This is a genomic window from Pseudomonas imrae (assembly GCF_046352735.2).
In the GTDB taxonomy this organism is placed as follows: domain Bacteria; phylum Pseudomonadota; class Gammaproteobacteria; order Pseudomonadales; family Pseudomonadaceae; genus Aquipseudomonas; species Aquipseudomonas imrae.
This window is the reverse complement of the sequence record NZ_CP110853.2, coordinates 4,796,798-4,820,235: the sequence shown is the minus strand read 5'-3', so window position 1 is coordinate 4,820,235 and position 23,438 is coordinate 4,796,798. Positions and strand designations below refer to the sequence as shown.

General features: G+C 54.9%; 26 protein-coding genes and 4 tRNA genes. All 30 read left to right on the top strand.

What is annotated here, in order from left to right; all coding sequences use genetic code 11:
- Positions 1–7: 7 nt before the first annotated feature.
- Complete coding sequence (locus OQ460_RS22015) at positions 8–454, top strand: hypothetical protein (RefSeq protein ID WP_410019396.1); 447 nt, start codon at positions 8–10, stop codon at positions 452–454.
- 142 nt (positions 455–596) lie between these two features.
- A tRNA-Tyr gene (locus OQ460_RS22010) sits at positions 597–681 on the top strand.
- Between the two features lie 24 nt (positions 682–705).
- Positions 706–779 (top strand) — tRNA-Gly (locus OQ460_RS22005).
- A gap of 26 nt (positions 780–805) precedes the next feature.
- A tRNA-Thr gene (locus tag OQ460_RS22000) sits at positions 806–881 on the top strand.
- Between the two features lie 160 nt (positions 882–1,041).
- A tRNA-Trp gene (locus tag OQ460_RS21995) sits at positions 1,042–1,117 on the top strand.
- Between the two features lie 45 nt (positions 1,118–1,162).
- Positions 1,163–1,531 (top strand): preprotein translocase subunit SecE, encoded by a 369-nt coding sequence (gene secE, locus OQ460_RS21990; protein ID WP_076952596.1) that lies wholly within the window; start codon positions 1,163–1,165, stop codon positions 1,529–1,531.
- Positions 1,532–1,540: 9 nt separating this feature from the next.
- Positions 1,541–2,074, top strand: coding sequence for a transcription termination/antitermination protein NusG (gene nusG / locus OQ460_RS21985; protein WP_003176436.1), 534 nt, complete (start codon positions 1,541–1,543; stop codon positions 2,072–2,074).
- Positions 2,075–2,191: 117 nt separating this feature from the next.
- Positions 2,192–2,623: a 50S ribosomal protein L11 gene (gene rplK, locus OQ460_RS21980; protein ID WP_003176435.1), complete on the top strand. Its 432-nt coding sequence runs from the start codon at positions 2,192–2,194 to the stop codon at positions 2,621–2,623.
- Entirely contained in the window at positions 2,623–3,318 is a 696-nt protein-coding gene (gene rplA / locus OQ460_RS21975) for a 50S ribosomal protein L1 (protein ID WP_003232403.1), read from the top strand. Before rplK ends, rplA begins: the two co-directional genes overlap by 1 nt.
- A 199-nt stretch (positions 3,319–3,517) precedes the next feature.
- Positions 3,518–4,018, top strand: a complete 501-nt coding sequence (gene rplJ / locus OQ460_RS21970; RefSeq protein WP_003176433.1) for a 50S ribosomal protein L10 — start codon at positions 3,518–3,520, stop codon at positions 4,016–4,018.
- Positions 4,019–4,096: 78 nt separating this feature from the next.
- A complete protein-coding gene (gene rplL, locus OQ460_RS21965; protein WP_410019395.1) occupies positions 4,097–4,462 on the top strand; it encodes a 50S ribosomal protein L7/L12 in 366 nt (121 codons plus the stop codon).
- Positions 4,463–4,681: 219 nt separating this feature from the next.
- Positions 4,682–8,755 carry a DNA-directed RNA polymerase subunit beta gene (gene rpoB / locus OQ460_RS21960; RefSeq protein ID WP_122540638.1) on the top strand — a complete coding sequence of 1,358 codons (4,074 nt, stop codon included), beginning with the start codon at positions 4,682–4,684 and terminating at the stop codon, positions 8,753–8,755.
- Between the two features lie 64 nt (positions 8,756–8,819).
- Positions 8,820–13,019 carry a DNA-directed RNA polymerase subunit beta' gene (rpoC, locus tag OQ460_RS21955; RefSeq protein ID WP_410019394.1) on the top strand — a complete coding sequence of 1,400 codons (4,200 nt, stop codon included), beginning with the start codon at positions 8,820–8,822 and terminating at the stop codon, positions 13,017–13,019.
- A 216-nt stretch (positions 13,020–13,235) separates the two neighbouring features.
- On the top strand, positions 13,236–13,607 hold the full coding sequence (gene rpsL, locus OQ460_RS21950; RefSeq protein ID WP_002555494.1) for a 30S ribosomal protein S12: 372 nt from the start codon (positions 13,236–13,238) through the stop codon (positions 13,605–13,607).
- A gap of 119 nt (positions 13,608–13,726) precedes the next feature.
- On the top strand, positions 13,727–14,197 hold the full coding sequence (gene rpsG, locus OQ460_RS21945) for a 30S ribosomal protein S7 (protein WP_002555493.1): 471 nt from the start codon (positions 13,727–13,729) through the stop codon (positions 14,195–14,197).
- Between the two features lie 30 nt (positions 14,198–14,227).
- Positions 14,228–16,333: an elongation factor G gene (fusA, locus tag OQ460_RS21940; RefSeq protein WP_410019393.1), complete on the top strand. Its 2,106-nt coding sequence runs from the start codon at positions 14,228–14,230 to the stop codon at positions 16,331–16,333.
- Between the two features lie 30 nt (positions 16,334–16,363).
- Entirely contained in the window at positions 16,364–17,557 is a 1,194-nt protein-coding gene (gene tuf, locus OQ460_RS21935; protein ID WP_003176426.1) for an elongation factor Tu, read from the top strand.
- Between the two features lie 158 nt (positions 17,558–17,715).
- Positions 17,716–18,027, top strand: coding sequence for a 30S ribosomal protein S10 (rpsJ, locus tag OQ460_RS21930; protein WP_003186070.1), 312 nt, complete (start codon positions 17,716–17,718; stop codon positions 18,025–18,027).
- A gap of 81 nt (positions 18,028–18,108) precedes the next feature.
- Positions 18,109–18,744 (top strand): 50S ribosomal protein L3, encoded by a 636-nt coding sequence (gene rplC, locus OQ460_RS21925; protein WP_003194649.1) that lies wholly within the window; start codon positions 18,109–18,111, stop codon positions 18,742–18,744.
- Between the two features lie 12 nt (positions 18,745–18,756).
- Entirely contained in the window at positions 18,757–19,359 is a 603-nt protein-coding gene (gene rplD / locus OQ460_RS21920; protein ID WP_003210082.1) for a 50S ribosomal protein L4, read from the top strand.
- A complete protein-coding gene (gene rplW, locus OQ460_RS21915) occupies positions 19,356–19,655 on the top strand; it encodes a 50S ribosomal protein L23 (protein WP_002555488.1) in 300 nt (99 codons plus the stop codon). Before rplD ends, rplW begins: the two co-directional genes overlap by 4 nt.
- 14 nt (positions 19,656–19,669) lie before the next feature.
- Positions 19,670–20,494: a 50S ribosomal protein L2 gene (gene rplB / locus OQ460_RS21910; RefSeq protein ID WP_003176423.1), complete on the top strand. Its 825-nt coding sequence runs from the start codon at positions 19,670–19,672 to the stop codon at positions 20,492–20,494.
- 16 nt (positions 20,495–20,510) lie between these two features.
- The gene (rpsS, locus tag OQ460_RS21905) at positions 20,511–20,786 is read left to right on the top strand and encodes a 30S ribosomal protein S19 (RefSeq protein WP_002555486.1); all 276 of its coding nucleotides are present in this window, start codon (positions 20,511–20,513) and stop codon (positions 20,784–20,786) included.
- An 11-nt stretch (positions 20,787–20,797) separates the two neighbouring features.
- Positions 20,798–21,130 carry a 50S ribosomal protein L22 gene (gene rplV / locus OQ460_RS21900; protein ID WP_003103908.1) on the top strand — a complete coding sequence of 111 codons (333 nt, stop codon included), beginning with the start codon at positions 20,798–20,800 and terminating at the stop codon, positions 21,128–21,130.
- Between the two features lie 13 nt (positions 21,131–21,143).
- Positions 21,144–21,830, top strand: a complete 687-nt coding sequence (gene rpsC / locus OQ460_RS21895; protein WP_003176422.1) for a 30S ribosomal protein S3 — start codon at positions 21,144–21,146, stop codon at positions 21,828–21,830.
- Positions 21,831–21,842: 12 nt separating this feature from the next.
- A complete protein-coding gene (rplP, locus tag OQ460_RS21890; RefSeq protein WP_021209374.1) occupies positions 21,843–22,256 on the top strand; it encodes a 50S ribosomal protein L16 in 414 nt (137 codons plus the stop codon).
- Entirely contained in the window at positions 22,256–22,447 is a 192-nt protein-coding gene (gene rpmC / locus OQ460_RS21885) for a 50S ribosomal protein L29 (protein ID WP_002555481.1), read from the top strand. The genes rplP and rpmC overlap by 1 nt, the downstream gene beginning before the upstream one ends.
- A 2-nt stretch (positions 22,448–22,449) precedes the next feature.
- On the top strand, positions 22,450–22,716 hold the full coding sequence (rpsQ, locus tag OQ460_RS21880; protein WP_003176419.1) for a 30S ribosomal protein S17: 267 nt from the start codon (positions 22,450–22,452) through the stop codon (positions 22,714–22,716).
- A 23-nt stretch (positions 22,717–22,739) separates the two neighbouring features.
- The gene (gene rplN / locus OQ460_RS21875) at positions 22,740–23,108 is read left to right on the top strand and encodes a 50S ribosomal protein L14 (protein WP_002555479.1); all 369 of its coding nucleotides are present in this window, start codon (positions 22,740–22,742) and stop codon (positions 23,106–23,108) included.
- An 11-nt stretch (positions 23,109–23,119) separates the two neighbouring features.
- Positions 23,120–23,434 carry a 50S ribosomal protein L24 gene (gene rplX, locus OQ460_RS21870; protein WP_029299388.1) on the top strand — a complete coding sequence of 105 codons (315 nt, stop codon included), beginning with the start codon at positions 23,120–23,122 and terminating at the stop codon, positions 23,432–23,434.
- The last annotated feature ends 4 nt before the right edge of the window (positions 23,435–23,438 follow it).

The following is a 23,438-nucleotide window of genomic DNA, read 5'->3' as shown; positions in this document are numbered from 1 at the left end:
GGTCTCTATGCGTTGGTTGTTCCTGTTACTGCTCGTTCTCAATATCTTTTATTACGTATGGCACCAGCAAGAAGCCCCGTTGCGCGCGAAGGATGTAACGCCGTTGTCGCTCTATCGCGGGCCCCAGCAGGATATCCGGTTGCTGAGTGAGTCTGCTGACGCGATGGTGCGCCGCGATAGATCCAGGGCTCCAGGAGGGCAAGACAGCTGCCTGTATATTGGCGGCTTTGCCAGCCAGAATGATGCGCAGTTTGTAGAGCAGCGGCTGATCAGCCTCGATATCAGGGTCAAAATGCTTCCGTTGGTCAAATCCGGTGTCTCGACATTTTGGCTGCGCGTAGCGCCTGAAAGCAGGCAATTGGCGGACGATCTGCCCTTTGAAAGCCTTGCTAACGAATTCAATGAGTTAAAACATAAAATAATGCCGTGTGAGGGCATTGCAACTGTCGAATAGTTTGCATAGAATGGCGCCCGCTTCGCAGTGATGACCTCTTGAGGGAAATGCTATGAAGCACCGTCAACGCAGCTAACCTCATATTTTTAATGAGAAAATGCTTGACAGAAGGTCGGCGTGATGTAAAATGCCGGCTCGCTTAGGAGGGGTTCCCGAGCGGCCAAAGGGATCAGACTGTAAATCTGACGTCTACGACTTCGAAGGTTCGAATCCTTCCCCCTCCACCATTTTTAGCGTGAGCTGCAAGCTCCGCGGGTATAGTTTAATGGTAGAACCTCAGCCTTCCAAGCTGATGATGCGGGTTCGATTCCCGCTACCCGCTCCATGCTTGCAGGTTGTGCGCGTTGTTTTGCTCTTGTAGCTCAGTTGGTAGAGCACACCCTTGGTAAGGGTGAGGTCAGCGGTTCAAATCCGCTCAAGAGCTCCATATAACAAGGCAGATATGCAAATATCTGCCTTTGTTTTAACAGCTGTCTCGGCTTGTTTTTGTTCTGCCTGGCTTCATGTTGGGTGATTTCAAGTCTATTGGGGTTGGTTGTTGTAAAGTCTTTTTCAGGCCTGCATAATGGTCGGCCTGATTTTGTTTTAGGTCAGTAGCTCAATTGGCAGAGCGACGGTCTCCAAAACCGTAGGTTGGGGGTTCGATTCCCTCCTGACCTGCCAGATTCACTTGGTGTGTCTGGCTTTCTTTTCACAGGATCTTCATAGATGACTCCTAAGGCTGAAGCTCAAAGCTCTCGTTTCGATCTGGTAAAGTGGCTCGCTGTCGTCGCTTTGGTGGTCGTGGGCGTTGTTGGCAACCAGTATTATTCTGCTTCGCCGATCCTGTACCGTGTGCTCGCTTTGCTCGCTCTTGCTGCTGTAGCTGCCTTTATAGGTCTGCAGACTGCCAAGGGCAAGTCTTTCGCAGTGCTGGTTAAGGAGGCTCGCACCGAGATCCGTAAAGTCGTTTGGCCGACTCGCCAAGAAACCACGCAGACCACGTTGATTGTTGTGGCTGTTGTTCTGGTTATGGCGTTGCTGTTGTGGGGGCTTGACTCCCTGCTCGGCTGGCTTGTTTCCTTGATTGTTGGCTAAGGGTGTCCCGTGGCTAAGCGTTGGTACGTTGTGCATGCTTACTCGGGTTACGAGAAGCATGTCATGCGCTCTTTGCTAGAGCGCGTAAAGCTGGCAGGCATGGAAGATGGCTTCGGCGAAATTCTGGTTCCCACTGAAGAAGTGGTTGAAATGCGGAATGGCCAGAAGCGCAAAAGCGAACGCAAGTTCTTCCCTGGCTATGTGCTGGTACAGATGGACATGAATGAGGGTACTTGGCACTTGGTCAAGGACACTCCTCGCGTCATGGGCTTTATCGGTGGTACTGCTGATAAACCTGCGCCGATTACCGACAAGGAAGCAGAAGCTATTCTGCGCCGTGTTGCTGACGGTAGTGACAAGCCGAAGCCGAAGACGTTGTTCGAGCCTGGTGAGGTTGTTCGTGTTACCGATGGTCCGTTTGCTGATTTCAACGGTACTGTCGAAGAGGTTAACTACGAAAAGAGCCGGATCCAAGTGGCTGTGCTCATTTTCGGACGCTCTACTCCGGTAGAGTTGGAGTTCAGCCAGGTCGAGAAGGTCTAGCTGGAAACGCATCCCAACCCCGCAGCCCAAGGCTGTGGGGTTTTGTCGTCACTGGGATAAACGCGCAAGTAACCGGGGAGCCTTTCGAGGCGCTTGAACCCGTAATTGGAGTGCCTCATGGCCAAGAAGATTACCGCTTACATCAAGCTGCAAGTGAAGGCCGCTCAGGCCAACCCAAGCCCACCCGTCGGTCCAGCTCTGGGTCAGCACGGCGTGAACATCATGGAGTTCTGCAAAGCCTTCAACGCCCGTACTCAGGGTCTTGAGCCAGGTCTGCCGACTCCAGTGATCATCACTGTATACAGCGACCGTAGCTTCACTTTCGAAACCAAGTCGACCCCGGCTTCGGTTCTGTTGAAGAAAGCTGCTGGTCTGACCAGCGGTTCCGCTCGTCCTAACACCGTTAAGGTTGGCACCGTAACTCGTGCTCAGCTGGAAGAAATCGCGAAAACCAAAAACGCGGATCTGACTGCAGCTGATATGGATGCAGCCGTGCGTACCATCGCCGGTTCTGCTCGTAGCATGGGCCTTAACGTGGAGGGTGTGTAATGGCTAAGCTGACCAAGCGCCAAAAGGCTATCGCCGGCAAAATCGAAGCAGGCAAGGCCTACAACTTTGTAGACGCCGCTGCTCTGCTGACCGAGCTGTCGACTGTCAAGTTCAGCGAGTCCGTTGACGTTGCTGTAAACCTGGGTGTTGACCCACGTAAATCCGACCAGGTCGTTCGTAGCGCTACTGTGCTGCCACACGGTACTGGCAAGACTGTACGTGTTGCTGTCTTCACCCAAGGCCCTGCAGCTGAAGCTGCTCTGGCCGCCGGCGCCGATCGCGTTGGCATGGACGACCTGGCTGCCGAAATGAAAGGCGGCGACCTGAACTACGACGTTGTTATTGCTTCCCCGGATGCAATGCGCGTTGTAGGTCAGTTGGGTCAGATCCTCGGTCCACGTGGCCTGATGCCTAACCCTAAAGTCGGCACCGTAACTCCAGACGTAGCTACCGCGGTTAAAAACGCCAAGGCTGGTCAGGTTCGTTATCGCACCGACAAAAACGGCATCATTCACACTTCCGTTGGCAAAGTCGGCTTTGACGCCGTCAAGCTGAAGGAAAACGTTGAAGCCCTGATCGCTGATCTGAAGCGTATCAAGCCAGCTTCTTCGAAAGGTATCTACGTCAAGCGCGTTACCCTGAGCACCACTATGGGCCCAGGTCTGGTCATCGACCAGGGTTCGCTGGACGTATAAGACACAGGTTGGCGCAAGTGATTGCGCCAATTGAAAAATTGGGGTCCCTGCCTGGCGGGGGCTATCCAAGACCGTAGGCGACGCAAGTCTTAAACCATCAAGCCTACGCAGATGGTGCTCCCGGTTCCTTACCGAATCAGACACCAAAACGACATCCGGCCTAGGCCAGATGAAACGGTAACAAGCAGGAGTTAAACCCGTGGCAATTAATCTCGAAGACAAGAAGGCCATCGTCGCTGAAGTCAACGAGGCTGCCAAAGCTGCTCTGTCCGCTGTCGTGGCTGATGCCCGTGGTGTGACAGTAGGCGCTATGACCGGACTCCGTAAAGAGGCTCGTGAAGCTGGCGTATACGTACGTGTTGTACGTAACACCCTGCTCAAGCGCGCTGTTGCTGACACTGAATACAGTGTCCTCAACGACGTGTTCACCGGCCCGACTCTGATCGCGTTCTCCAAGGACCATCCAGGCGCTGCTGCCCGTTTGTTCAAGGAATTCGCCAAGAGTCAGGATAAGTTCGAGATCAAGGCAGCTGCGTTCGAGGGCAAGTTCCTCGCAGCTAACCAAATCGACGTACTGGCAACACTGCCGACCCGTAACGAAGCTATTTCGCAGCTGATGAGCGTGATTCAAGGCGCTACCAGCAAGCTGGCTCGTACTCTGGCTGCAGTTCGCGAGCAAAAAGAAGCTGCCGCAGCCTAAGGCTGAGCATTTTCTCTCGCGTATTTTTGTTTATTTCGATGGCCGCGTAGGCCGTCCCCCAATTCAGGAAATACAGCAATGTCTATCTCCCAAGACGATATCCTCAACGCCGTAGCTGAAATGTCGGTTCTGCAGGTTGTTGAGCTGATCAAAGCTTTCGAAGAAAAATTCGGCGTTTCCGCTGCCGCTGCTTCGGCTGGTCCAGCAGTTGCTGCTGTTGCTGCTGAAGAGCAAACCGAATTCAACGTCATGCTGCTGGAAGCTGGCGAGAAGAAAGTAAACGTGATCAAGGCAGTACGTGAACTGACCGGTCTGGGCCTGAAAGAAGCCAAGGCAGTAGTTGACGGTGCTCCTGCCCAGGTTCTGGAAGCAGTGTCGAAAGACGCAGCTGAAAAAGCCAAAGCTACTCTGGAAGAAGCAGGCGCTAAAGTCGAGCTGAAGTAAGCATCGACCTTGCGTCTCCAGCCCAAGCGTTAAGCTGAAGGCTGATGGCTGGTGGCTCTTGCCACCGGCCTTTTTCCGTTCTTGGCTGTCGACTCGGTCGCCGCCATTAACGCGCTGTAGCCACCCGATGCGGTGGTGCAAACCATGGGGTTTGCAAGATTTTCTGGCTGCTCCCGTCGGGAGGGCCAAACAAGCAGGTGACCAAGCTGGGGAACGCTGATGGCTTACTCATATACTGAGAAAAAACGTATCCGCAAGGACTTTAGCAAGTTGCCGGACGTCATGGATGTCCCGTACCTTCTGGCTATCCAGCTGGATTCGTATCGTGAATTCTTGCAGGCGGGAGCGACCAAAGATCAGTTCCGCGACGTGGGCCTGCATGCGGCCTTCAAATCCGTTTTCCCGATCATCAGCTACTCCGGCAATGCTGCGCTGGAGTACGTCGGTTATCGCCTGGGCGAACCGGCATTTGATGTCAAAGAATGCGTGTTGCGCGGTGTTACGTACGCCGTACCTTTGCGGGTAAAAGTCCGTCTGATCATTTTCGACAAAGAATCGTCGAACAAAGCGATCAAGGACATCAAAGAGCAAGAAGTCTACATGGGCGAAATCCCGTTGATGACTGAAAACGGTACCTTCGTTATCAACGGTACCGAGCGTGTTATCGTTTCCCAGCTGCACCGTTCCCCGGGCGTGTTCTTCGACCACGACCGCGGCAAGACGCACAGCTCCGGCAAGCTCCTGTACTCCGCGCGGATCATTCCGTACCGCGGCTCGTGGTTGGACTTCGAGTTCGACCCGAAAGACTGTGTGTTCGTACGTATCGACCGTCGTCGCAAGCTGCCGGCTTCGGTATTGCTGCGCGCGCTCGGCTACACCACTGAACAAGTGCTGGATGCTTTCTACACCACCAACGTGTTCAGCCTGAAGGATGAAACCCTCAGCCTGGAGCTGATCGCATCGCGTCTGCGTGGTGAAATTGCCGTCTTGGACATTCAAGACGAAAATGGCAAGGTCATCGTTGAAGCTGGTCGTCGTATTACTGCGCGCCATATCAACCAGATCGAAAAAGCCGGTATCAAGTCGCTGGAAGTGCCTCTGGACTACGTCCTGGGTCGCACTACCGCCAAGGTCATCGTTCACCCGGCCACAGGCGAGATCCTGGCTGAGTGCAACACCGAGCTGAACACCGAAATCCTGGCAAAGATCGCCAAGGCCCAGGTTGTTCGCATCGAGACTCTGTACACCAACGACATCGACTGCGGTCCGTTCGTTTCCGACACCTTGAAGATCGACTCCACCAGCAACCAATTGGAAGCGCTGGTCGAGATCTATCGCATGATGCGTCCTGGCGAGCCACCAACCAAAGACGCTGCCGAGACCCTGTTCAACAACCTGTTCTTCAGCCCTGAGCGCTATGACCTGTCTGCGGTCGGCCGGATGAAGTTCAACCGTCGTATCGGTCGTACCGAGATCGAAGGTTCGGGCGTGCTGTGCAAGGAAGACATCGTTGCGGTCCTCAAGACCCTGGTGGACATCCGTAACGGCAAAGGCATTGTCGATGACATCGACCACCTGGGTAACCGTCGTGTTCGCTGCGTAGGCGAAATGGCCGAGAACCAGTTCCGCGTTGGCCTGGTACGTGTTGAGCGTGCGGTCAAAGAGCGTCTGTCGATGGCCGAAAGCGAAGGCCTGATGCCGCAAGACCTGATCAACGCCAAGCCAGTGGCTGCGGCGGTGAAAGAGTTCTTCGGCTCCAGCCAGCTCTCGCAGTTCATGGACCAGAACAACCCGCTCTCCGAGATCACCCACAAGCGCCGTGTATCCGCACTGGGCCCGGGCGGTCTGACTCGTGAGCGTGCTGGCTTTGAAGTTCGGGACGTACACCCGACGCACTACGGTCGTGTTTGCCCGATCGAAACGCCGGAAGGTCCGAACATCGGTCTGATCAACTCACTGGCCGCTTATGCGCGCACCAACCAGTACGGCTTCCTCGAGAGCCCGTACCGCGTGGTGAAAGACGCCCTGGTCACCGACGAGATCGTATTCCTGTCCGCCATCGAAGAAGCTGATCACGTGATCGCTCAGGCTTCGGCCACGATGAACGACAAGAAAGTCCTGATCGACGAGCTGGTAGCTGTTCGTCACTTGAACGAGTTCACCGTCAAGGCGCCGGAAGACGTCACCTTGATGGACGTTTCGCCGAAGCAGGTTGTTTCGGTGGCAGCGTCGTTGATCCCGTTCCTGGAACACGATGACGCCAACCGTGCGTTGATGGGTTCCAACATGCAGCGTCAAGCTGTACCAACCCTGCGCGCTGACAAGCCGCTGGTAGGTACCGGCATGGAGCGTAACGTAGCCCGTGACTCCGGCGTTTGCGTCGTGGCTCGTCGTGGTGGCGTGATCGACTCCGTTGATGCCAGCCGTATCGTGGTTCGTGTTGCCGATGACGAAGTTGAAACTGGCGAAGCCGGTGTCGATATCTACAACCTGACCAAATACACCCGCTCGAACCAGAACACCTGCATCAACCAGCGTCCGCTGGTGAGCAAGGGTGATCGCGTTCAGCGTAGCGACATCATGGCCGACGGCCCGTCCACCGACATGGGTGAACTGGCACTGGGTCAGAACATGCGTATCGCGTTCATGGCATGGAACGGCTTCAACTTCGAAGACTCCATCTGCCTGTCCGAGCGTGTTGTTCAAGAAGACCGCTTTACCACGATCCACATCCAGGAACTGACCTGTGTGGCACGTGATACCAAGCTTGGGCCAGAGGAGATCACTGCAGACATCCCGAACGTGGGTGAGGCTGCACTGAACAAGCTGGACGAAGCCGGTATCGTTTACGTAGGTGCTGAAGTCGGCGCTGGCGACATCCTGGTTGGTAAGGTCACTCCGAAAGGCGAGACCCAACTGACTCCGGAAGAGAAGCTGTTGCGTGCGATCTTCGGTGAAAAAGCCAGCGACGTTAAAGACACTTCCCTGCGTGTACCTACTGGTACCAAGGGTACTGTCATCGACGTACAGGTCTTCACCCGTGACGGCGTCGAGCGTGATGCTCGTGCACTGTCCATCGAGAAGACCCAGCTCGACGAGATCCGCAAGGACCTGAACGAAGAGTTCCGTATCGTTGAAGGCGCGACCTTCGAACGTCTGCGTTCCGCCCTGGTAGGTCACAAGGCCGAAGGCGGTGCAGGCCTGAAGAAAGGTCAGGACATCACCGACGAAGTTCTCGACGGTCTTGAGCACGGCCAGTGGTTCAAACTGCGCATGGCTGAAGATGCTCTGAACGAGCAGCTCGAGAAGGCTCAGGCCTACATCGTCGATCGTCGCCGTCTGCTGGACGACAAGTTCGAAGACAAGAAGCGCAAACTGCAGCAGGGCGATGACCTGGCTCCAGGCGTGCTGAAAATCGTCAAGGTTTACCTGGCAATCCGTCGCCGCATCCAGCCGGGCGACAAAATGGCCGGTCGTCACGGTAACAAGGGTGTGGTCTCCGTGATCATGCCGGTTGAAGACATGCCGCACGATGCCAATGGCACCCCGGTCGACGTCGTCCTCAACCCGTTGGGCGTACCTTCGCGTATGAACGTTGGCCAGATCCTTGAAACCCACCTGGGCCTCGCAGCCAAAGGTCTGGGCGAGAAGATCAACCGTATGATCGAAGAGCAGCGCAAGGTCGCAGACCTGCGTAAGTTCCTGCACGAGATCTACAACGAGATCGGCGGTCGCAACGAAGAGCTGGACACCTTCTCTGACCAGGAAATCCTGGATCTGGCGAAGAACCTGCGCGGCGGCGTTCCAATGGCTACCCCGGTTTTCGACGGTGCCAAGGAAAGCGAAATCAAGGCCATGCTGAAACTGGCAGACCTGCCAGAAAGCGGCCAGATGCAGCTGTTCGACGGCCGTACCGGCAACAAGTTCGAGCGCCCGGTTACTGTTGGCTACATGTACATGCTGAAGCTGAACCACTTGGTAGACGACAAGATGCACGCTCGTTCTACCGGTTCGTACAGCCTGGTTACCCAGCAGCCGCTGGGTGGTAAGGCTCAGTTCGGTGGTCAGCGTTTCGGGGAGATGGAGGTCTGGGCACTGGAAGCATACGGTGCTGCATACACTCTGCAAGAAATGCTCACAGTGAAGTCGGACGATGTGAACGGCCGGACCAAGATGTACAAAAACATCGTGGACGGCGATCACCGTATGGAGCCGGGCATGCCCGAGTCCTTCAACGTGTTGATCAAAGAAATTCGTTCCCTCGGCATCGATATCGATCTGGAAACCGAATAACACGTGACGCGAATCGAGAGCGGGGCCGTTTGGCCCGCTCTCTGCTCCGCCAGGAGGAAAGGCCTTGAAAGACCTACTGAATTTGCTGAAAAACCAGGGTCAAGTCGAAGAGTTCGACGCCATCCGTATTGGATTGGCATCGCCTGAGATGATCCGTTCGTGGTCGTTCGGTGAAGTTAAAAAACCGGAAACCATCAACTACCGTACGTTCAAGCCTGAGCGTGACGGCCTGTTCTGTGCCAAGATCTTTGGCCCGGTAAAGGACTACGAGTGCCTGTGCGGTAAGTACAAGCGCTTGAAGCATCGTGGTGTGATCTGCGAGAAGTGCGGCGTTGAAGTTGCACTGGCCAAGGTTCGTCGTGAGCGCATGGCGCACATCGAGCTGGCTTCGCCGGTTGCCCACATCTGGTTCCTGAAATCGCTGCCGTCCCGTATCGGCTTGCTGATGGACATGACCCTGCGTGATATCGAGCGTGTTCTCTACTTCGAGAGCTATGTCGTTATCGATCCAGGCATGACCACCCTTGAAAAAGGTCAGCTGCTGAACGACGAGCAGTACTTCGAAGCGCTGGAAGAGTTCGGTGATGATTTCGATGCCCGCATGGGTGCCGAAGCTGTCCGCGAGCTGCTGCACGCTATCGACCTGGAGCACGAGATTGGCCGTCTGCGCGAAGAAATTCCGCAAACCAACTCCGAAACCAAGATCAAGAAGCTGTCCAAGCGTCTGAAGTTGATGGAAGCCTTCCAGGGTTCCGGCAACTTGCCAGAGTGGATGGTGCTGACCGTTCTGCCGGTACTGCCGCCAGACCTGCGTCCGCTGGTACCGTTGGACGGTGGTCGTTTCGCGACGTCCGACCTCAACGACCTGTATCGCCGCGTGATCAACCGTAACAACCGCTTGAAGCGCCTGCTTGACCTGTCCGCTCCGGACATCATCGTGCGCAACGAAAAGCGTATGTTGCAGGAAGCTGTCGATGCCTTGCTCGACAACGGTCGTCGTGGCCGCGCTATCACCGGTTCCAACAAGCGTCCTCTGAAATCCCTGGCTGACATGATCAAGGGTAAGCAAGGTCGTTTCCGTCAGAACTTGCTCGGTAAGCGCGTTGACTACTCCGGTCGTTCGGTAATTACCGTAGGCCCGACCCTGCGTCTGCATCAGTGCGGTCTGCCTAAGAAGATGGCTCTTGAGCTGTTCAAGCCGTTCATCTTCGGCAAGCTGGAAATGCGCGGTCTCGCGACCACCATCAAAGCCGCCAAGAAGATGGTCGAGCGCGAACTGCCAGAGGTTTGGGACGTTCTCGCTGAAGTGATCCGCGAACACCCGGTTCTCCTCAACCGTGCACCGACCCTTCACCGTCTGGGTATCCAGGCGTTTGAACCGGTACTGATCGAAGGCAAGGCTATCCAGCTGCACCCTCTGGTCTGTGCTGCGTACAACGCCGACTTCGACGGCGACCAAATGGCCGTGCACGTACCGCTGACACTGGAAGCCCAGTTGGAAGCGCGTGCGTTGATGATGTCGACCAACAACATTCTGTCGCCAGCCAACGGTGAGCCAATCATCGTTCCGTCGCAGGACGTTGTATTGGGCCTGTACTACATGACCCGTGAAGCGATCAACGCCAAAGGCGAAGGTCGTGTGTTCGCTGACTTGCAGGAAGTTGACCGTGTGTTCCGTGCCGGCGAAGCCGCACTGCACGCCAAGGTCAAGGTGCGGATCAACGAAACCGTCAACGACCGTGACGGCGGCAGCGTGAGCAACACCCGTATTGTCGATACCACTGTCGGCCGTGCGTTGTTGTATCAGGTTGTGCCAAAAGGTCTGTCGTACGACGTCGTCAACCTGCCGATGAAGAAAAAGGCGATCTCCAAACTGATCAACCAGTGCTACCGCGTGGTTGGTTTGAAAGAGACCGTGATCTTCGCTGATCAGTTGATGTACACCGGTTTTGCTTATTCGACTATTTCCGGCGTTTCCATCGGTGTTAACGACTTCGTTATCCCGGATGAAAAAGCCCGCATCATCAGTGCTGCCACTGACGAAGTGAAAGAGATCGAAAGTCAGTACGCCTCAGGCCTGGTAACCCAGGGCGAGAAGTACAACAAAGTGATCGACCTTTGGTCCAAGGCCAACGACGAAGTTTCCAAGGCGATGATGGCCAACCTCTCGAAAGAGAAAGTCATCGACCGTCACGGCGACGAAGTTGACCAGGAATCCTTCAACTCGATGTACATGATGGCCGACTCGGGCGCACGGGGTTCTGCGGCGCAGATCCGTCAGCTCGCCGGTATGCGAGGCCTGATGGCCAAGCCGGACGGTTCCATCATTGAAACGCCGATTACCGCGAACTTCCGTGAAGGTTTGAGCGTACTTCAGTACTTCATCTCCACTCACGGTGCTCGTAAAGGTCTGGCGGATACCGCGTTGAAAACCGCTAACTCCGGTTACCTGACACGTCGTCTGGTAGACGTTGCACAAGATCTGGTAGTTACCGAGATCGATTGCGGCACCGAGCATGGCCTGCTGATGACTCCGCACATTGAAGGCGGTGACGTTGTAGAGCCACTGGGTGAGCGCGTATTGGGTCGTGTTATTGCCCGTGACGTATTCAAGCCAGGCACCGAGGAAGTTATCGTTCCTGCGGGTACTCTGGTAGATGAAAAGTGGGTCGAGTTCATCGAGCTCAACAGCATCGACGAAGTGATCGTTCGCTCGCCGATCAGCTGCGAAACCCGCTACGGCATTTGTGCCAAGTGCTATGGCCGTGACTTGGCTCGTGGTCACCAGGTAAACATCGGTGAAGCTGTCGGCGTTATCGCTGCCCAGTCCATCGGTGAGCCGGGTACCCAGCTGACCATGCGTACGTTCCACATTGGTGGTGCGGCAAGCCGGACCTCCGCAGCTGACAGCGTTCAGGTGAAGAATGGCGGTACCGTCCGTCTGCACAATCTGAAGCACGTTGAGCGAGTGGATGGCCACCTGGTTGCTGTATCCCGTTCCGGTGAGCTGGCAATCGCTGATGACTTCGGTCGTGAGCGTGAGCGTTACAAGCTGCCGTACGGTGCTGTGATTTCGGTTAAAGAAGGTGACAAGGTCGACGCTGGCGCAATCGTGGCCAAGTGGGATCCGCACACTCACCCAATCGTTACCGAAATGAAAGGTACCGTGACCTACGTGGGCATGGAAGAAGGCATCACGATCAAGCGTCAGACTGACGAATTGACCGGTATGACCAACATTGAAGTCCTCGACGCCAAAGATCGTCCAGCTGCCGGTAAAGACATCCGTCCTGCCGTGAAGATGGTCGATGACAACGGCAAGGATCTGTTGCTGCCAGGCACTGACGTAATTGCTCAGTACTTCCTGCCAGCTAACGCCCTCGTCGGTGTAGCGGATGGTGCGAAGATCGCGATCGGTGATGTTATCGCGCGTATCCCGCAAGAAACTTCGAAGACTCGTGACATCACCGGTGGTCTGCCGCGTGTTGCCGACTTGTTCGAAGCTCGTCGTCCGAAAGAAGCGTCGATTCTGGCTGAAGTCAGCGGCACCATCGCGTTCGGTAAAGAGACCAAGGGCAAGCGCCGTCTGGTCATTACCCCGAACGACGGTAGCGATCCGTATGAAGAGCTGATTCCGAAGTGGCGTCACCTGAACGTGTTCGAAGGCGAACAGGTAAACCGCGGCGAAGTTATCTCCGATGGTCCAAGCGATCCACACGACATCCTGCGTCTGCTGGGTGTGAGTGCGCTGGCCAAGTACATCGTTAACGAGATCCAGGACGTTTACCGCCTGCAAGGCGTGAAGATCAACGATAAGCACATCGAGACCATCCTGCGTCAGATGCTGCGTAAAGTTGAAATCGCTGAATCCGGCGATTCCAGTTTCATCAAGGGCGACCAGATGGAACTGACTCACGTACTGGTGGAAAACGAGCGCCTGACGAACGAAGAGAAATTCGTTTCCAAGTTCACTCGCGTGTTGCTGGGTATCACCAAGGCGTCGTTGTCGACTGAGTCGTTCATCTCGGCGGCCTCCTTCCAGGAGACCACTCGCGTACTGACCGAAGCAGCGGTAACCGGCAAGCGCGATTACCTGCGCGGCCTGAAAGAAAACGTGGTTGTGGGTCGTTTGATCCCGGCCGGTACCGGTTTGGCCTACCACAGCGAGCGCAAGCGCCGCCGTGAAGCCGACAAGCCGTTGCGCGTGAGCGCCAGTGAAGTGGAAGCTGCACTGACCGAAGCGCTGAACTCTAGCGGTAACTGAGTTCTGCGATAAATAAGACCGGGCCCTGGCAGCCCCATTCGTCGGATCGAGGCATTTTTGTTCCGGTTCGATGAGAGGGGACGTCGGGGCCTTGCCTTGACTGGGGGCAAGATCCTCTTTAGACTCTTGTACCCCTAAATTTGGCGGGAATTCGTTCCTGCCATTTTGCTTTTCTTGTAAGACAATAGCGTCGCAAGACAACAGTGGAGCTAGTAGATGGCAACTATCAACCAGCTGGTACGTCAGCCGCGTAAGCGTATCGTCGAGAAATCCGACGTGCCTGCGCTGCAGAACTGCCCGCAACGTCGTGGCGTATGCACTCGTGTGTATACCACCACGCCGAAAAAACCTAACTCGGCACTGCGTAAAGTATGCCGTGTGCGTCTGACCAACGGTTTCGAGGTTTCCTCGTACATCGGCGGTGAAGGCCACAACCTGCAAGAGCACAGCGTGGTACTGATCCGCGGCGGTCGTGTAAAAGACTTGCCAGGTGTTCGTTATCACACCGTACGCGGCTCCTTGGATACTTCCGGCGTTAAAGGTCGTAACCAGGGTCGTTCGAAGTACGGTACCAAGAAGCCTAAGTAGTAGCGGCTTTTTGTAAAAACTGAATCATCTTATTTTCTGAGTCGATAAGAGTAAGGTCGGAGGCGTCCCGCAAGGGCACCGATTCCGAACGAACCTGAAGACCGTTTGAGGGCTTATCCATGCCAAGAAGACGCGTAGCAGCCAAGCGCGAAGTGCTTGACGATCCAAAATACGGAAGCCAAATCCTGGCCAAGTTCATGAACCACGTGATGGAAAGCGGCAAAAAAGCCGTTGCCGAGCGTATCGTTTATGGCGCGCTGGAGAAGGTTAAAGAACGCAAGAACAGCGACCCCCTGGAAATCTTCGAGAAAGCTCTCGACGCCATCGCTCCGCTGGTCGAAGTGAAGTCGCGCCGTGTAGGCGGTGCTACTTACCAGGTTCCGGTTGAAGTTCGTCCGTCCCGTCGTAACGCTCTGGCAATGCGCTGGTTGGTAGACTTCGCCCGTAAGCGCGGCGAGAAGTCTATGGCTCTGCGTTTGGCCGGCGAGCTGTTGGACGCTGCTGAAGGTAAAGGTGCTGCTGTTAAGAAGCGTGAAGACGTGCACCGTATGGCTGAAGCTAACAAAGCTTTCTCGCACTACCGCTTCTAAATCCAGCGTCACTAATTTTGCGAGGGCTTTATGGCTCGTACTACACCGATTAACCGCTACCGTAACATTGGTATCGTTGCTCACGTGGATGCTGGTAAAACCACCACCACCGAGCGCGTCCTTTTTTACACTGGCAAAAGCCACAAGATGGGCGAGGTGCATGACGGCGCCGCGACCACAGACTGGATGGTGCAGGAGCAGGAGCGTGGTATTACCATTACTTCTGCTGCTATCACCGCCTTCTGGAAAGGCTCCGAGAAGCAGTACAAAGACGAGCACCGCTTCAACGTTATCGATACTCCGGGTCACGTAGACTTCACCATTGAAGTTGAGCGTTCCCTGCGCGTACTCGACGGCGCTGTCGTTGTGTTCTGTGGTACCTCGGGTGTTGAGCCTCAGTCGGAAACCGTATGGCGTCAAGCCAACAAATACGGCGTTCCACGTCTTGTTTACGTAAACAAGATGGACCGTGCTGGTGCGAACTTCCTGCGCGTGATCGGTCAGATCAAGCAGCGTCTGGGTCACACCCCGGTGCCAATCCAGTTGGCTATCGGTTCCGAAGACAATTTCCAGGGCCAGATCGATCTGCTGACCATGGAAGCTGTTTACTGGAACGATTCTGACAAGGGTATGGTTCCTGTTCGCAAGCCTATCCCTGCCGAGCTGCAGGAACTGGCTGACGAATGGCGCAACAACATGGTTGAAGCTGCGGCTGAAGCCAACGAAGAGCTGATGAACAAGTACCTCGAAGGTGAAGAACTCACCAACGTGGAAATCAAGGCCGCTCTGCGTCAGCGTACTATCGCTGGTGAGATCGTCTTGGCTGTTTGCGGTTCCTCGTTCAAGAACAAGGGCGTTCCCCTGGTTCTCGATGCTGTGATCGACTACCTGCCGGCACCAGTTGATATTCCTGCCATCAAGGGTACTGACCCGGATGACGAGACTATCGAGCTGGAGCGTCATGCAGACGACGCAGAACCGTTCTCCGCTCTGGCATTTAAAATTGCCACTGACCCATTCGTGGGTACCTTGACCTTCGTCCGTGTTTACTCGGGCGTGTTGAACTCCGGCGACGGCGTGATCAACTCGGTCAAGGGCAAGAAAGAGCGTGTGGGTCGTATGGTGCAGATGCACGCAAACGCCCGCGAAGAGATCAAGGAAGTGCGCGCTGGTGACATCGCGGCCTTGATCGGCATGAAGGACGTCACCACTGGTGAAACCTTGTGCAACGCTGATAAGCCAATCATCCTGGTTCGCATGGACTTCCCGGAGCCGGTTATTTCGGTTGCCGTTGAGCCTAAGACCAAGGATGACCAGGAAAAAATGGGTATCGCTCTGGGCAAGCTTGCTCAGGAAGATCCATCTTTCCGTGTCAAGACTGATGAAGAGACTGGTCAAACGATCATCTCCGGCATGGGCGAGCTTCACCTGGACATCCTGGTTGACCGGATGCGCCGTGAGTTCAACGTCGAAGCCAACATCGGTAAGCCTCAGGTTTCCTATCGTGAGCGCATCACGAAGAACTGTGAAATCGAAGGCAAGTTCGTTCGTCAGTCCGGCGGTCGTGGTCAGTTCGGTCACTGCTGGATCCGTTTTGCTCCTGCTGACGAAGGTCAGGAAGGTCTGCAATTCGTGAACGAAGTAGTTGGTGGTGTTGTTCCTAAGGAATACATCCCGGCTATCCAGAAGGGTATCGAAGAGCAGATGAAGAACGGTGTTGTTGCCGGCTATCCGCTGATCGGCCTGAAAGCAACCGTTTTTGACGGTTCTTACCACGACGTCGACTCCAACGAGATGGCGTTTAAGGTGGCTGCTTCCATGGCAACCAAGCAACTGGCCCAAAAGGGCGGTGGTGAGTTGCTTGAGCCAATCATGGCGGTAGAAGTTGTTACACCTGAAGACTATATGGGTGATGTCATGGGCGACCTTAACCGTCGTCGCGGCATGATCTTGGGTATGGAAGATACGGTTTCCGGCAAAGTGATTCGCGCCGAGGTTCCGTTGGGTGAGATGTTCGGTTATGCGACCGACGTTCGCTCCATGTCCCAGGGTCGCGCAAGCTACTCTATGGAATTCAAAAAATACAACACAGCTCCGGCGCACATCGCTGAAACTGTATCCAAAAAACAAGGCTGATTCAGTCCTTTAGGCAAGGAGTTAATTGTCGTGGCTAAAGAAAAATTTGATCGTTCCCTACCGCACGTCAACGTTGGCACCATTGGTCACGTTGACCACGGTAAAACCACTCTGACTGCTGCTCTGACTCGCGTTTGCTCCGAAGTATTCGGTTCTGCAATCGTTGATTTCGATAAAATCGACAGCGCGCCAGAAGAAAAAGCTCGTGGTATCACCATCAACACCGCCCACGTTGAATACAACTCGCTGATCCGTCACTACGCTCACGTCGACTGCCCAGGTCACGCTGACTATGTGAAGAACATGATCACTGGTGCTGCCCAGATGGACGGCGCGATCCTGGTTTGCTCGGCCGCTGATGGTCCGATGCCACAAACCCGTGAGCACATCCTGCTGTCCCGCCAGGTTGGCGTTCCGTACATCGTGGTTTACCTGAACAAGGCTGACCTGGTAGACGACGCTGAGCTGCTGGAACTGGTTGAGATGGAAGTGCGCGATCTGCTGAGCACTTACGACTTCCCAGGCGACGACACTCCGATCATCATCGGTTCTGCTCGTATGGCTCTGGAAGGCAAAGATGATAACGAAATGGGCACCACGTCCGTTCGTAAACTGGTTGAGACTCTGGATAGCTACATCCCAGATCCAGTTCGTGTTATCGACAAGCCGTTCCTGATGCCAATCGAAGACGTATTCTCGATCTCCGGTCGCGGTACTGTTGTAACTGGTCGTATCGAGCGCGGTATCGTCAAGGTTCAGGATCCACTGGAAATCGTTGGTCTGCGTGACACTACCGTCACCACCTGCACCGGTGTTGAAATGTTCCGTAAACTGCTCGACGAAGGTCGTGCTGGCGAGAACTGCGGCGTTCTGCTGCGTGGTACCAAGCGTGACGACGTTGAGCGTGGCCAGGTTCTGGTTAAGCCGGGTTCGGTTAAGCCGCACACCAAGTTCGAAGCTGAAGTGTACGTGCTGAGCAAAGAAGAAGGCGGTCGTCACACTCCGTTCTTCAAAGGCTATCGTCCACAGTTCTACTTCCGTACTACTGACGTGACTGGTAACTGCGAGCTGCCGGAAGGCGTTGAAATGGTAATGCCAGGCGACAACATCAAAATGGTTGTTACCCTGATCAAAACCATCGCAATGGAAGATGGTCTGCGTTTCGCCATTCGCGAAGGCGGCCGTACCGTTGGTGCTGGCGTTGTAGCTAAAATCATCGAGTAATTATCTCTTCTGAGATAGCTCTATGTTTTGAGAAGGCCCCCGCTCAGCGGGGGCCTTTTTTATTGGGTTGACACCTATCAGGGGCGTCTATAGAATTGCGCCTCCTTTTAACGGGCGTATTGCGCTCGCTGGGAATAGCAGCCGGAGTCTGAAATCCAATGCAAAATCAGCAAATCCGTATCAGGTTGAAGGCTTTTGACCATCGCCTGATCGACCAATCCACCCAGGAAATCGTGGAAACCGCGAAACGTACTGGTGCTCAAGTGCGTGGTCCAATTCCACTGCCTACCCGTAAAGAGCGGTTCACCGTTCTGGTCTCCCCGCACGTCAACAAAGACGCGCGTGACCAGTACGAGATCCGTACTCATAAGCGCGTTCTGGACATCGTCCAGCCAACGGATAAAACCGTTGATGCACTTATGAAGCTTGATCTGGCGGCCGGTGTGGAAGTACAGATCAGCCTCGGCTAAGACTTGGGTCTTAGTCGTGTAACGCTCTGAAATGGGCGGCCATAGCGGGTGAAAGCCCCGTACACTCATGAGGTTTACAACATGACTATTGGTGTAGTCGGTCGTAAATGCGGTATGACCCGTATTTTCACCGAAGAAGGTGTCTCCATTCCGGTCACGGTCATTGAGATCGAGCCGAATCGCGTCACCCAGTTCAAAACTGAAGAAACCGATGGCTATCGTGCAGTGCAAGTCACTGTCGGCGAGCGTCGTGCTTCGCGTGTGACTGCTGCTCAAGCAGGTCACTTCGCTAAAGCAAACGTTGCAGCTGGTCGTACTGTCATGGAGTTCCGTCTTGAAGACGGCGACTACCAGGCTGGCGATCTGATCAACGCTGAAATCTTCGCCGCTGGTCAACTGGTTGATGTAACCGGTCAGTCCAAGGGTAAAGGCTTCCAGGGTACGATCAAGCGTTGGAATTTCCGTGGCCAAGACAACACTCACGGTAACTCCGTTTCCCACCGCGTCCCGGGCTCTATTGGCCAGTGCCAGACTCCTGGTCGTGTATTCAAGGGCAAAAAAATGTCCGGTCATATGGGCGCTGAGCGCGTGACCGTGCAGTCCCTCGAAGTAGTGCGCGTCGACGCTGAACGCAATCTGTTGTTGGTCAAGGGTGCTGTTCCTGGCGCTACTGGCGGCAACCTGGTTGTACGTCCAGCGGCCAAGGCTCGCGGTTAAGGGGAAGCTGACATGCAATTAAATGTAAATGACGCTCAAGCGATCGAAGTTTCCGAACTGACATTTGGCGGCGAATTCAACGAGACGCTCGTTCACCAAGCAGTCGTGGCCTACATGGCCGGCGGCCGTCAAGGTAGCAAGCAGCAAAAGACCCGTTCCGACGTTCGTGGTGGCGGTAAGCGCCCTTGGCGTCAGAAAGGTACTGGCCGTGCTCGTGCCGGTACTATCCGTAGCCCAATCTGGCGTGGCGGCGGTACCACTTTCGCAGCGCGTCCACAGGATCACACTCAGAAGCTCAACAAGAAGATGTATCGCGCAGCTCTGCGCTCCATCCTTGCTGAACTCGTGCGTACTGATCGTCTGGTCGTGGTTCAGGACTTCGCTGTTGAAGCGCCGAAAACCAAAGATCTGCTGAACAAGCTGAACGGCATGGGCCTGACTGACGTCCTGATCGTGTCCGAAGCTGTTGATCAGAACCTGTACCTGGCTGCTCGTAACCTGCCACACGTTGATGTGCGTGACGTGCAAGGTTCCGATCCAGTTAGTCTGATCGCATACGACAAGGTGTTGATCACCGTGTCGGCCGTGAAGAAATTCGAGGAGCTGCTGGGATGAACCAGGAACGCGTATTTAAAGTTCTGCTTGGCCCGCACGTTTCCGAAAAGGCTACGGTTCTGGCTGACAAGAAAGGCCAGTTCGTTTTCAAGGTTGCAACTGACGCAACCAAGCTGGAAATCAAGAAGGCCGTCGAAAGCCTGTTCAGCGTGAAAGTAGAGCGTGTTACTACCCTGAATGTTCTGGGTAAGAGCAAGCGCACTGCTCGCGGTCTGGGCAAGCGTAATGACTGGAAGAAGGCAGTTATCTCCCTTCAGCCAGGCCAAGATCTCGATTTCAGCAGCAGTGCTGAGTAAGGAAGGGGTGCATCATGGCAATCGTTAAATGCAAACCGACTTCCCCTGGCCGCCGTTTTGTGGTCAAGGTGGTCAACCAGGAGCTGCATAAAGGCGCTCCTCACGCACCGCTGCTCGAGAAGAAATCGAAGACTGGTGGTCGTAACAACAATGGTCGCATTACCACTCGTCACATCGGTGGTGGCCATAAGCAGCATTATCGTCTGGTCGATTTCCGTCGCAACGACAAAGATGGCATCTCTGCCACTGTCGAGCGTATCGAATACGATCCAAACCGTACTGCTCACATCGCTCTGCTGCTGTACGCAGATGGCGAGCGTCGCTACATCATCGCGCCTAAAGGCGTGAGTGCTGGCGACCAGCTGATCGCAGGTGCCTTGGCGCCGATCAAGCCGGGCAACGCTCTGCAACTGCGTAACATTCCAGTTGGTAGCACCGTACACGGCATCGAATTGAAGCCAGGTAAAGGCGCGCAAATCGCTCGTTCCGCTGGTGCTTCGGCTCAGCTGATCGCTCGTGAGGGTGTCTATGTGACCCTGCGCCTGCGTTCTGGTGAGATGCGTAAAGTGCTGGCTGAGTGCCGCGCGACCCTGGGTGAAGTCTCGAACTCCGAGCACAGCCTGCGTTCGCTGGGTAAAGCTGGTGCCAAACGCTGGCGTGGCGTTCGCCCAACCGTTCGTGGTGTTGCCATGAACCCGGTTGACCACCCACACGGTGGTGGTGAAGGTCGTACCTCTGGTGGTCGTCATCCGGTATCGCCATGGGGCTTCCCGACTAAGGGCGCGAAGACTCGTGGTAATAAGCGTACCGACAAAATGATCGTCCGTCGTCGCAAGTAAATAGAGGGATACGACAGTGCCACGTTCTCTGAAAAAAGGTCCTTTTATTGATCTTCACCTACTGAAGAAGATCGAAGTGGCGGCGGAAAAGAACGATCGCAAACCAGTTAAGACCTGGTCGCGTCGTTCGATGATCCTGCCACAAATGGTCGGTTTGACCATCGCAGTACACAACGGTCGTCAACACGTCCCGGTTCTCGTTAACGAAGACATGGTCGGCCACAAACTAGGCGAGTTTGCCGGTACCCGCACTTATCGTGGGCACGTGGCAGACAAGAAAGCCAAGCGTTAAGGGGTAAGGAAATGGAAGTAGCCGCTAAGTTGTCGGGCGCTCGAATCTCCGCCCAGAAAGCCCGCTTGGTCGCCGACCAGATCCGCGGGAAGAAGGTGGGCGAAGCGCTCAACCTGTTGGCTTTCAGCAGTAAGAAAGCCGCCGAGATCATGAAGAAAGTGCTGGAGTCGGCCGTAGCCAACGCCGAGCATAACGAAGGCGCAGACGTTGATGACCTGAAGGTCAGCACCGTTTTCGTCAACGAAGGGCGTTCGCTGAAGCGCATCATGCCACGTGCCAAAGGCCGTGCTGATCGCATCGTCAAGCGGTCTTGCCATATCACTGTCAAGGTTGCTGACAAGTAACGGAGTCGAAGAGATGGGTCAGAAAGTACATCCCATTGGCATTCGCCTGGGAATCGTCAAGGAGCACACCTCCGTCTGGTACGCAGACGGTCGGACTTATGCGGACTATTTGTTCGCTGATCTGAAGGTGCGTGAGTATCTCCAAGACAAACTAAAAAGCGCGTCCGTAAGCCGTATCGATATCCATCGTCCGGCCCAAACTGCACGTATCACCATCCACACCGCTCGTCCAGGTATCGTTATCGGGAAGAAAGGTGAAGATGTTGAGAAACTGCGTCAGGACCTGACCAAGCAAATGGGTGTGCCTGTGCACATCAATATCGAAGAGATCCGCAAGCCGGAGCTCGACGGTATGCTGGTTGCGCAGAGCGTAGCTCAGCAGCTGGAGCGCCGTGTAATGTTCCGTCGCGCTATGAAGCGCGCAGTACAGAACGCCATGCGCATTGGTGCCAAAGGCATCAAAATCCAAGTGAGCGGTCGTCTCGGCGGTGCTGAAATCGCACGTACTGAATGGTATCGCGAAGGTCGTGTGCCACTGCACACCCTGCGTGCCGACATCGACTATGCCAACTACGAAGCTCACACCACTTACGGTGTGATCGGTGTAAAGGTTTGGATCTTCAAAGGCGAAGTAATTGGTGGTCGCCAAGAAGAGCTGAAGCCACAAGCACCAGCGCCTCGTAAAAAAGCTGCTAAGTAAGGGGTACGCCAAATGTTGCAACCTAAGCGTACGAAGTTCCGCAAGCAGATGACAGGCCACAACCGTGGTCTGGCTCAGCGCGGTAGCAAAGTCAGCTTCGGCGAGTTCGCGCTGAAGTCTGTAGCTCGTGGTCGTCTCACCGCTCGTCAGATCGAGTCAGCGCGTCGTGCACTGACCCGTCACGTAAAACGTGGCGGCAAGATCTGGATCCGTGTATTCCCGGACAAGCCTGTAACCAAGAAACCACTCGAAGTTCGGATGGGTAAAGGTAAGGGTAACGTGGAGTACTGGGTTGCCCAGATTCAGCCAGGCAAAGTCCTGTATGAAATCGAGGGTGTTTCTGAAGAGCTGGCGCGTGAGGCTTTCGCCCTGGCTGCTGCAAAGCTGCCGCTCGCCACCTCCTTTGTTAAACGGACGGTGATGTGATGAAAGCGAATGAACTTCGTGAAAAATCCGCACAGCAGCTGAACGAGCAACTGCTCGGCTTGCTGCGCGACCAGTTCAATCTGCGTATGCAGAAAGCAACTGGCCAGTTGGGGCAGTCTCATCTGCTCTCGCAAGTTAAGCGTGACATTGCTCGCGTGAAGACTGTGCTCAACCAGCAGGCAGGTAAGTGATCATGGCTGAAGCCGAAAAGACTGTCCGTACGCTGACTGGCCGTGTTGTCAGCGACAAGATGGACAAAACCATCACCGTTTTGATCGAGCGTCGCGTTAAGCACCCGATCTACGGTAAATACGTTAAGCGTTCGACTAAGCTGCACGCGCACGACGAAACCAATCAGTGCCACATCGGCGACAAAGTCACTATTCGTGAAACTCGTCCGTTGGCCAAGACCAAGTCTTGGGCGCTGGTTGATGTTCTCGAACGCGCTGTGGAAGTCTAAGGACTAGGGGTCGGAGAAATTATATGATTCAGACTCAATCCATGCTCGATGTGGCCGATAACAGCGGCGCTCGCCGTGTTATGTGCATCAAGGTGCTGGGTGGCTCCCATCGTCGTTACGCTGGTATCGGTGACATCATCAAAGTTACCGTGAAGGAAGCAATTCCTCGCGGTAAAGTGAAAAAAGGCCAGGTGATGACTGCTGTTGTAGTCCGCACTCGCCACGGCGTACGCCGTGCAGATGGCTCCATTATCCGCTTTGATGGCAACGCTGCTGTTCTTCTGAACAACAAGCAAGAGCCGATCGGCACCCGTATCTTTGGGCCAGTGACCCGTGAACTTCGTACTGAGAAGTTCATGAAGATCGTCTCGCTCGCCCCAGAAGTGCTGTAAGGAGATCCGACATGCAAAAGATTCGTCGTGACGACGAGATCATCGTGATCGCCGGCAAAGACAAGGGTAAGCGCGGTAAGGTGCTTAAGGTTCTCGCTGACGACCGTCTGGTCATTGGTGGTTTGAACCTGGTTAAGCGTCATACCAAGCCTAACCCGGCGTCGGGCGTACAAGGCGGTATCGTCGAGAAAGAAGCGCCACTGCACGCTTCCAACGTTGCCATTTTCAACGGCGAAACCAACAAGGCTGACCGCGTTGGTTTCAAAGTAGAAGACGGCAAGAAAATTCGTGTCTTCAAGTCGACCCAAAAAGCGGTTGATGCTTGAACAC